The sequence below is a fragment of the Kamptonema sp. PCC 6506 genome, assembly GCF_000180455.1.
Taxonomy (GTDB): Bacteria; Cyanobacteriota; Cyanobacteriia; order Cyanobacteriales; family Microcoleaceae; genus Kamptonema; species Kamptonema formosum.
Genome location: NZ_CACA01000321.1, coordinates 21,826 through 29,638, shown reverse-complemented (window position 1 = coordinate 29,638; position 7,813 = coordinate 21,826). Strand labels below are relative to the sequence as shown.

Genomic DNA, 7,813 nt, shown 5'->3' with positions numbered 1-7,813 from the left:
AAGGGAATAGAATCAGTGAGTTTGGTCGAACTCAGAACGTCTTAACCGACGAAAGCGGTTGCTATAATTAAGTCATTTTCAGTTGTATCAGAACTGGCTAATTGCTAATTATAGCAGTTGCCAAGGCAGTTAAGACATTCTAAATTTAAAACCCTGATTCTAAACCCTTCTTCCGTCTTCCCTAGCCCCTAGCCCCTGCGCCAGAGCCCCTCTTAAACCGCCTTGGCAGTTGCTATAAAACGTTGATAAAATACATAAAACTATAAACATTTTAATATAAAAAATAGGATAATTAAATTTAGTTCCTCAACAGGAACAAACCTGGAAGTAAGCAACCCTGCTGCTTCTTTCCTTCCTTGACTAAAGTCCATGGGGTTTTGCGGTTATGTCTTATGAAAAGAACTTTATGCAGCAACTATTAAAAAGTTTTTTGTCAGTAGATTTTATGCCTCACGGAAGATGCTATCTGTGGAATCCCGGATTAATCTGGCTGCACGTCATCTCAGATTTGCTGATAGCAGTAGCATACTATTCAATTCCGCTGCTACTCCTCTATTTTGTCCAAAAACGGCGAGATTTACCATTTAACTGGATGTTCCTGTTATTCGGAGCCTTCATTATCGCCTGCGCTACAGGACATATCATGGAAATTCTGACCCTGTGGTATCCTGCCTACTGGCTCTCTGGCTCCCTGAAAGCTTTAACAGCCGTCATTTCCCTATCCACAGCCGGATTGATGATACCGCTGATCCCCAAAGCCTTGGCCCTGTCAAGTCCATCTCAGTTAGAAGCGACAAACCTTGCTCTAGCAAAGAAAATTCAAGAACATGAAGAAGCAGAAGAAGCAATTCGAGTTTTGAATGCAGAATTAGAACAGCGAGTTAGCGATCGCACGGCCGCACTTACCTGGCTCAATGAACAACTGCAAAAAGAAATTGCCGATCGCAAACGCGCTGAAGAAACCTTACAACTAACCCAATTTTCCGTTGATTGTTCTGCCGATGCCGTATTTTGGATCGGCTCCGATGCCAAATTATTATACGTCAATGATGCTGCTTCCCGCACCCTTGGTTATTCACCAGAAGAGCTGTTGACAATGACTTTTCACGACATCAACCCAGACTTTCCCGAAACCGCGTGGAATTTACACTGGAATGTGATGAGGCGCTGCGGTTCAGTTAATATTGAAGCCCATCATCGTACTAAACATAATCGGATTTTTCCTGTCGAAATTACCATCAATCACCTGCAATTTAATGGTAAAGAATATCATTGTGCCTTTGCGCGGGATATCACCGATCGCAAACTAGCAGAAAAGGCTTTACAAGCAAGGCAAGAAGAGTTTAGCTCTCTAGTTTCTAACATTCCGGGAGCCGTCTATAGGTGTGCGTGCGACCCTCACCGAACGATGGCTTTCCTGAGTGACGGCATACAAGCTATTAGCGGCTTTCGAGCAAAAAACTTTATTAATAGTAGGACGCAATCTTTTGCCAGCCTTATTCTTCCCGAAGATCGAGAAATAGTACAGGATACAGTTCAGAAAGCCGTCGATTTGAAACAACCATATATTATCGAGTATCGGCTATTACATAAAGACGGTAATATCAGGTGGGTTTACGATAAAGGTCAAGCTATTTTTGATGGGTTGGGAAAGGTTTCATGGCTAAATGGAGCAATTTTTGATATTACAGAACACAAACAGGCGGAAGTAGAACGCAGTGAATTAATGGCATCCCTGCAAGCAAGCGAAGAGCGCTTGCAGCTAGCTTTAGCAGGAACCGACCAAGGATTGTGGGATTGGAATTTAGTAACGGGAGAAGTTTATTTTAGCGCTCAGTGGAGCCAGATTTTAGGCTATGCTGCGGATGAAATTAACGGAGAAGCGAGAGCGTGGTTTCATCTCGTGCATTCAGAAGATAGACCGAAAGTGATTCAAATTCTCAAACAACATTTAGCAGGTAGTACGCCTTTTTTTGAAACCGAACACCGAATGCTAACAAAATCTGGGGAGTGGAAATGGGTTTTAAATCACGGTAAAGTAGTGACTTGTGATGAGTTTGAAGCCATGTCCGAAGTTGGAGAAAATCAGCAAGAAGCTATTAAGTTCAAATCTCCTAAACCACTGCGGATGACGGGTACACTAAAAGATATTAGCGATCGCAAACAAGCAGAAGATTCTTTGAGAGAGTCCGAAGCAATTGCCCAGCAAAAAGCTCAACAGCTCGAACTTGCTCTTAAGGAACTCAGACAAACCCAATCTCAACTAATTCATACAGAAAAGATGTCTTCTCTGGGTCAAATGGTAGCTGGTGTTGCCCATGAAATTAACAATCCTATTAGCTTCATTTACGGCAATCTCACTTACGCCACTCAGTATATCAAAGATGTCTTAAATTTAGTTCGCCTCTACCAAAAATACTATCCCCAGCCAGCACTAGAAATTCAACAACAAACAGAGGCAATCGAGTTAGATTTTCTCAGCGAAGATTTACTAAAAATCTTATCTTCGATGAAGATGGGAGCAGATAGAATTCGGGAAATAGTTCTCAGTTTACGAAACTTCTCGCGACTAGATGAATCAGAAAAGAAACCTGTTGATATTCACGAAGGCATTGAAAATACCCTGCTAATTTTGCAAAATAGGCTGCGAACTAGATCTGATATTCCTGAGATTCAGATAATTAAAAAATATGGCAATTTACCTAAAGTAGAATGCTATGCCGGACAGCTAAATCAGGTATTTATGAACCTTCTGAGTAATGCTATTGATGCTTTGGAAGAATTTTATCGGCAAAAAGAATGCAGATCGTATTTTGATGAATCAGGCTTATCTTCTTTTGCAGTAAGAGGCGGGCCGATGATTTTGATTCGCACAGAGTTGGTAGAAGAAAGTGTAATTAGCATCCGTATTGCCGATAACGGTCAGGGGATGACTGAGGAAGTAAGCCACCGCTTATTTGACCCATTTTTTACTACTAAACCAGTCGGTAAAGGTACAGGTTTGGGCTTATCTATTAGTTACCAAATTGTAGTAGAGAAACACGGAGGTAAGTTGCGGTGTAATTCGGTATTGGGACAAGGTTCGGAGTTTGCGATCGAGATCCCTCTCAAATGTTAAGTAGACGGTTAACAGTTAACAGTTAACAAATTTAATTAATCCTTTTGCGTGTATTGACTAATAAAAGACTTTAACTGTTTTTCTTGAAACTTTTTAGCAAATTCGCACAACCGATCGGCAAAGGGAATAAAATTTGCGTCCAAAGCTTTTAAATTCTCGGCTTGTTTTAAAATCTCTTTTAAATTGCCTTTCATGATTAAATCGTACAAAATATCAATTTTTTCTGAGGGTGGAGGAACGATAATCACCGTTGGTGATAGAGCCAAATTTTCTTTAATAGTTTTGGCAGTAGGAGAGGGCAATTCAACTGAATCTCTGTACAGCCAGGATATCCCTAAAAACTGCTCCAACAATCCAAACAAATCAGAAATTTGTACAGGTTTAGGCAGAAAAGCATCAGCTCCAGCATCCAAACTATTGTATTGGTCAGTTTCAAATACTGAAGCTGAAGAAACAATTACTACGATCTCTCTAAATTCAGGGGATTCGCGCAAGCGCCGCACTAATTGGAAACCATCCATTTTTGGCATCACCAAATCCGTGATTATTACATCTGGGCTTAACTCGCGAACTCGATCTAAACCTTCAAGGCCATTAGCAGCTTCGGCAACTATAAAGCCAATTGGCTTGAGTAAATTAACAATGACAGAGCGATTTTCCCAGCGATCGTCTACTATTAAAATTTTGCGCTTGTCGCCTGTAAAGCCCAGTATTGTTTGTGTGGGCTCTGTTGTTAGTAAAGTCTCTGCTTCCCCACTAGAAGGTAAAGCTAAATCAAACCAGAATTGACTACCAGCTTGGGACTTACTGGCGACTTTAATGCTACTCCCCATCATTTCAATAATTTTTAAACTAATTGCTAATCCTAAACCAGTTCCTTCTACCATGCGGCGAGTATCACCTACCTGTTCAAACGGCTGAAATATTTTCTGCATTTGTTCGCTAGTCATTCCCACACCAGTATCTTCTATTTGAAAGCGAATTGTATTAATATTTGTGAGGGTACTTGTGGTTGATTCCACAGATATTAAGTCTACGACTGCAACTTTAAAGGTGACTGCACCTGCATCTGTAAATTTGACAGCGTTCCCCAGGAGATTTACCAGCACTTGCCGCAAACGTTTTTCATCAGCTTCAACAACATAAGGGAGTGCAGCGTCAAAGTTGCAAATAAAAGAAATGCCTTTTTGTTCGGCTTTAATGCGGCAGATTTCACTGACCACTTGAAGAAATCCTAGAAAATAGAAACTGCTGGGATACAGTTCCATTTTTCTAGCTTCAATTTTGGAGAGGTCTAAAATATCATTAATCAGAGTAAGCAAGTGCGAACCACACTTGTAAATGATGTTAATTTCTGCAAGTTGCTTTGGAGTTAAACTACTATCTCGCTGGAGGATTTGAGCATAACCTAAAATGCCATTGAGAGGGGTTCGTAGTTCGTGGCTCATATTAGCAAGAAATTCGCTTTTAGCTTGATTGGCAGCATCAGCGGCTAGTTTAGCTTCTTGCAGTGTAACTTCTGCATTTTTGCGGTCTGTAATGTCTTGAAAAGTTCCTTTCAATTTGAAAGGAATATCATTTTTGTAGTGAGGTTGACCGAGAACGTGAACCCACCGCTGATTTTTTATTGCGGTGACGAACTGCAACTCTACATCAAAAGGCTCTTTATTTGCCATCGCTTGCAAACTAGCTTTTTCCAAAATCTCTATGGACTCCGATGGATAGAAAGCCATTACGCTTTCAGGAGTTAACTGGAAATCTAAATCAACTTCGTAGATGTGGTAAACTTCCTCTGTCCAAGTCAATTCTTGAGTCTCTAAATTCATTTCCCAGCCACCCACTTTTGCTATCCGCTGGGTTTGGTTGAGCAGTGCTTCGCTTTCTCGCAGTGCAGCCGTCCGTTCATTAACTCGCTGTTCTAACTCTTCGTTCGTGTTTTCTAGAGCAGTAAAAGACTCTTGTAATTGCTGTGCCATTAGGTTGAATGACTCAGCTAAAATATCTAATTCCCCAATCCCTTCAATCTCTACTTTTTGATTTAATTTCCCACTTGCTATAGCTTGGCTGGCATTCCTCAAACGCAGAATGGGCTCTGCTATCCAGCCAGAGGTAAAAATCCCGATAGTTGCAGCCATAAGTAATGCTAAAAAGCACAGGAAAATAGTAGTGCGGGTGTTAGCATTAATTTGATCCATGAAGTCGGCTTCGGGGACTGCGACTACAATTAACCAGTCAATACCCCGACCGTCTTTAAATGGTGTTACCTGTAGAAATTGCTGTTTGCCGCCTAAGTTAAATGTGAGTTGTTGGTTAGTATTAATTTTACTCAAGCCAAAATTATCTATTAAATATTGGGAGGAAACCCGAATCAAAGGTACGCTACTTTCAGTCGCTTTCATCCGATCGACCTTACCATCTTTACTAACTAAAAATGGCTTTTCCGAGGTTGAAGAAGCCACAATTAGTCCCGAACGTTCCATGATAAATGTCTTTCCAGACTTACCAATTTTTAAACTATTTAGAAAGTCACGGGTTTCACTATCAAGTAGCTGCGTACCTAAAACTCCTATCAATTTACCAGTTGAGTTGTAGACGGGCTGGCTAGCAGTAATTCCCAAATTATTCCTTCCAAATACCAGAAAAGGAGCGCTCCATGTGGGTTTTCTTGCTGCAAGTGCTGCTTTATACCAGGGTCGAGTTCGCGCGTCAAAAACAGGTGTGACTTTTTCCAGCTTTTTGCGATTGCCAAAACTATCTGTAGAGTACCAGAAGAATTTACCACTAACAAACCCTTCTGTTGCGCGAATAAATAATTTATCATCTTCATGACGCTGAACTAAAGCAAGTCCTCCAAGAGGATTGCCAAAATAAATAGCATTTACTGATTCAAACACTTGAAGCTGATGCCAAAAATAACGCTCCAACCCATTTTGATTCTGCACATCCAACAAATTAAGATTGATAGTAGCTGCGAGGCTTTGATTCACTTGATGAGCGCTAGCAAGATAAGTATGTAGGTTTTGCTCAATGCGATTGCTAATTTCACTCCGTAACTGAGTAGCGACATCGTTAACGGCTTTCTGTCCGTTGCGTAATGATAGCCATCCCGTTAACCCTACCGCCGCAAAAATTTGCAGTAAAAATGGCCCTACTAAAACAAAGCGAAGGGGGAGTTTTCTAGAGCTAAAGGCAGTTGAAGGCATAATAGAATCTCCAGCCAGCGTGTTATTATGTTATCTTATGTTTGACAAAAACAAAAGTAAAATATTGGCTTCTTTTTTACCAGCATAATTCGCAACTATGGCTGCTCTATGGGAATTTCAACAGTGAACTCCGTACCCTGACCAAGTGTGGAAGTGCAAGCCAGTTTTCCTCCATGTTTTTCTACCACGATTTGATAACTAATGCTCAATCCCAAGCCTGTACCTTTACCTGCTGGTTTGGTTGTAAAGAAAGCTTCAAAGAGCTGCGATTGGACTACGTTTGACATCCCAGGCCCATTATCAGCAATGCGGATAATGGCAGAATTGTTATTTGTTACTTCCGTACTAATTCTAATGGTAGGGTTTTTTATTTTGATCGCCTCATTTCCCAACTCTTCCTCTTCTTCTAAAACATCAATTGCATTCGCAATTAAATTCATAAAGACTTGATTCATTTGCCCGCCATAACATTTTAATAAGGGGAGTTCCCCGTATTCTTTAATTACCTCAATAGCGGGGCGATGTCCGCAAGCTTTAAGCCTGTAACGTAAAATTAGCAAGGTACTATCTAGCCCTTCGTGAATATTTACTGCTACCTTATTTGACGTATCTGTGCGCGAGAAATTTCGCAGAGATGTACTAATATTACTAATTCTCTCTGCTCCTACTTTCATGGAATTAATCATATTTGGCAAGTCTTCAATTAAGTAATCTAGCTCAATCTCCTCAGCATGAGCGGAAACTTCCGGCACTGGATGGGGATAATATTGCTGATAAACTTGTAAATGGTCAATCAAGCCTTTGATATATTCAGAAGCGTGGTTGAGATTACCGAAAATAAAACTAACTGGATTGTTAATTTCATGAGCAACACCAGCCACCAACTGACCCAAGCTGGACATTTTTTCAGTCTGCACTAATTGAATTTGAGCCTGTTTTAACTCGTGTAAAGTCCGGCTTAATTCAGCAGTTCGCTCTTGTACCCGCTGCTCTAATTCCTGATTTTGCTTTTCAATCTTCTTAGTTAAGTAGTATAATTTTAGGTGAAGTTTAACCCGCGCTAAAACTTCTTCTTGTTGAAACGGCTTAGTAATGTAATCCACCGCTCCTAAAGACAGGCCTTTCACCTTATCAATTGACTCAGACATCGCGCTCATAAAAATCACGGGTATGTCAGCAGTCAATGGATTTGCTTTCAGGCGATTGCAAGTTTCAAAGCCATCTATTCCCGGCATCATTATATCCAGTAAAATCAAATCTGGAAGAGCATAACCCACTTTTTCTATAGCGCTTTCTCCATCTTGTGCTACCCAAACCTCAAAGGACGCATTATCCAATAAATCATAAAGTACCCCTAAGTTATTTGAGTTGTCATCGACGATTAAGACAATATCTTTTTTTTCCATATCTACGCTCATTTCTTGTCACTCCTGTATTAACTAATCACACACATTAGATTTTCCACTCATAAAAGCGGAGTCAGTAAAAAATA

The 7,813-nt window shown here is 40.5% G+C and carries 3 protein-coding genes; 1 reads left to right on the top strand and 2 read right to left on the bottom strand.

Features of this window, described 5'->3' with window-relative positions:
- The first annotated feature begins 406 nt into the window (after window positions 1–406).
- Window positions 407–3,118, top strand: coding sequence for a PAS domain-containing protein (locus tag OSCI_RS21000; protein WP_007357146.1), 2,712 nt, complete (start codon window positions 407–409; stop codon window positions 3,116–3,118).
- A 35-nt stretch (window positions 3,119–3,153) separates the two neighbouring features.
- On the opposite strand, the gene OSCI_RS20995 is transcribed toward OSCI_RS21000, so the two are convergent.
- Together OSCI_RS20995 and OSCI_RS20990 are read right to left on the bottom strand one after the other, a co-directional pair.
- A complete protein-coding gene (locus OSCI_RS20995) occupies window positions 3,154–6,321 on the bottom strand; it encodes an ATP-binding protein (RefSeq protein ID WP_007357145.1) in 3,168 nt (1,055 codons plus the stop codon).
- A gap of 95 nt (window positions 6,322–6,416) precedes the next feature.
- Window positions 6,417–7,739: a hybrid sensor histidine kinase/response regulator gene (locus OSCI_RS20990; RefSeq protein ID WP_007357144.1), complete on the bottom strand. Its 1,323-nt coding sequence runs from the start codon at window positions 7,737–7,739 to the stop codon at window positions 6,417–6,419.
- Window positions 7,740–7,813: the final 74 nt, after the last annotated feature.